Source organism: uncultured Acetatifactor sp. (assembly GCF_948601915.1).
Taxonomy (GTDB): domain Bacteria; phylum Bacillota; class Clostridia; order Lachnospirales; family Lachnospiraceae; genus Acetatifactor.
This window is the reverse complement of the sequence record NZ_CAPDXS010000259.1, coordinates 1-2,565: the sequence shown is the minus strand read 5'-3', so window position 1 is coordinate 2,565 and position 2,565 is coordinate 1. Positions and strand designations below refer to the sequence as shown.

The following is a 2,565-nucleotide window of genomic DNA, read 5'->3' as shown; positions in this document are numbered from 1 at the left end:
CCGGCCCCTCATGCGCCTATCCTGCCGGCCGGGCGGTTCCTGGGAAAATCCGGGACGAACGAATATGGGGACTTTGTCCTACACTGTGACGACGTGGTAGGGAGGATCAGCAGAAAACTGGAAGAGACAGGGCTACTGGAGAACACCATCCTGGCATACGCCTCGGATAACGGTTGCAGTCCTTTTGTGGATTTCCAGGAGTTGAAGGCGAAGGGGCATAGCCCCAGCTACCATTTCAGAGGCGCCAAGGCGGATATCTATGAGGGCGGACACAGGATTCCGTATATCGTACAGTGGCCGGAGAAAATCAGGGGCGGCAGCGTATCCGGCGCAGTGGTATGCCTGTCAGATTTCCTGGCGACCATAGCGGACTGCCTGGACGTCGCGCTGAAGGAAAACGAGGGGGAGGACAGTGTAAGCAACCTCCCCCTGTGGACGGAGGAACGAACAGAAGTGCGCCAGGATATCGTGCATCAGAGCATAGACGGCTCCCTGTCCATTCGAAAGGGGAAATGGAAGCTGGAGATGTGTCCGGGATCCGGTGGCTGGTCCTACCCTAAGCCTGGCGAGGAGCCGGAGGACGCTCCGCAATTTCAGCTTTATGACCTGGAGACGGACATCGGGGAGACCCAAAATGTCATAGCAAAGTATCCCGAGACAGCCGTAACGCTGCGGGAGATTCTGACTGGCTATATACGCAGCGGAAGAAGCACGCCCGGCACAAAACAGAAGAACAATGGCCAGGAGGTATGGGAGACCATCCTGTGGATTGAGGAAAAACAGGGCTGAGGTCATTGCTTTGCACGGACAAAAGGATATCGCAAAGATTAGCAATCATGATGAGGACAGAATCACGAGCATGATGGACGGGAGGGACGACATGGCAGTGGAATACAGGAGGCTGGGAATAGCCAGGATTCTGCTGGACAAGGTAGTGAAGGAAGCCAGGGACTATGGCTGCGGCACTGTGCAGATAACGGCATCCGACATGGGCTTGCTGCTGTATACCGATTATGGATTCCGCAAAAACGGTAATTTCATGTACTATACATTTTGAGGATGCAGGCGAAAAGAGAGTGGAGGCCTGACGGAAAGGCGCATAGAATGGAAACGTGCAGACTGCTTTTGTTCGACTTGGACGGTACGCTGCTTCGCAGTGACAAAAGGATAACGAAGAGGACGCTGCAGGCCCTGGACAGATGCAGGGAGAAGGACATGATGATAGGCGTGTCCACGTCCAGGGGAGAGAAAACCGCTCTGTCGTTCATAGACGCGCTGCGCCCTGACATTCTGATTGCCAGCGGCGGGGCCCTGATAAAGCGCGGGGGCGAATACATATACAAGGCCGAGTTTTCAGCGGAGCGGACGAGGCAGATGATTGGGGCGGCCAGAAGCATATGCGGCATGGACTGTGAGATAACCATAGACACGGTGGATTCCCATTATTGGAACTACAGAATCGATCCGAAGGAGCAGGACAGGAGCTGGGGCGACAGCATCTATACGGATTTCAGGGATTTCGGGCAGAGCTCCCTGAAGATGTGCGTGGAGATTTTCGATGACAGTCAGGCCCGGAGGCTGGCGGAATTGCTGGATGACTGCGATTGCATACGGTTCTCCGATGGATACTGGTATAAATTCACCCGAAAGGGAGTCACCAAGGAAGCGGCGATATTGAAAGCATGCGCTGCCTGCGGGATTGGATTGGAGGAAGTCACGGCCTTTGGGGACGACTACGCGGATATGGGGATGCTCCGGCTGTGCGGCAGAGGAATCGCCATGGGGAATGCTTTGGACGTGGTAAAGGAAGCGGCGGACATCGTGATTGGCAGCAATGACGAGGACGGAATCGCGGTGTACCTGGAATCGCTGATGGAATGACGGGGAGGGGGAGAACGGAATGGAGAGCAGGATAGATTATGCGGCAAAAAAATGGGAGCTGGGCCATTTCGAAGAAATCTACCGGCATCCCACAAAGGCGGTTTTCTCTGCACAGTCCCGGCAGTTCGGCCCTGTCATCCTGAAAATCGACCGGAATATCGGGCAGCTGAAATCCGAACATCATATGCTGGCAGGGCTGTCGGGCGCGTATAATTGTAAAGTATACGCCTATGAGGAGAGTGCCGGGCTTCTTCTGGAGGAGCGCATTATCCCGGGGACAGTGCTGCGCAGGGAAGCGTCCCTGGAGAAGCGGATCCGGATATTTTCCGGGGTATTTGACGGGATACATCTGCCTGCGGAGGAGGGCGGGACTTATCTGGACTGGCTGGAGAGGATCTGCGGGTATTGCAGGCAGAATCCTGTGGCGGAGGAGCTTCCGGACCTGGCGGTTCAGGCGCGGAGAGTCTGCGCGGAGATGTTCGGGAGATATCCGGACAGGGTGCTCCTCCACGGCGATCTGCACCACGACAATATCCTGTCCAGGACTGACGGGAGCTATGCCATGATCGATCCCAAAGGGGTCATTGGCCCGGCAATCATGGATCTGCCCAGGTTCATACTCAATGAGCTGGACACAGACCATACATAGATCGGAAGAGCACACGTCTGAACTCCAGTCACCAG

The 2,565-nt window shown here is 55.6% G+C and carries 3 protein-coding genes; all 3 read left to right on the top strand.

The window, feature by feature from the left end; translation table 11 throughout:
• Nucleotides 1–789, top strand: a 789-nt coding sequence (locus Q2B33_RS23790; protein WP_300914320.1) for a sulfatase-like hydrolase/transferase, incomplete at its 5' end; no start/stop codon positions are given.
• 10 nt (nt 790–799) lie between these two features.
• Entirely contained in the window at nt 800–1,057 is a 258-nt protein-coding gene (locus Q2B33_RS24365) for a GNAT family N-acetyltransferase (RefSeq protein WP_330684853.1), read from the top strand.
• 47 nt (nt 1,058–1,104) lie between these two features.
• On the top strand, nt 1,105–1,881 hold the full coding sequence (locus Q2B33_RS23780) for an HAD family hydrolase (protein ID WP_300572802.1): 777 nt from the start codon (nt 1,105–1,107) through the stop codon (nt 1,879–1,881).
• The last annotated feature ends 684 nt before the right edge of the window (nt 1,882–2,565 follow it).

Bases quoted from the DNA above. Each gene is read 5' to 3' on its own strand.
- Q2B33_RS23780 (WP_300572802.1), top strand. From the start codon at position 1,105: ATGGAAACGTGCAGACTGCTTTTGTTCGACTTGGACGGTACGCTGCTT.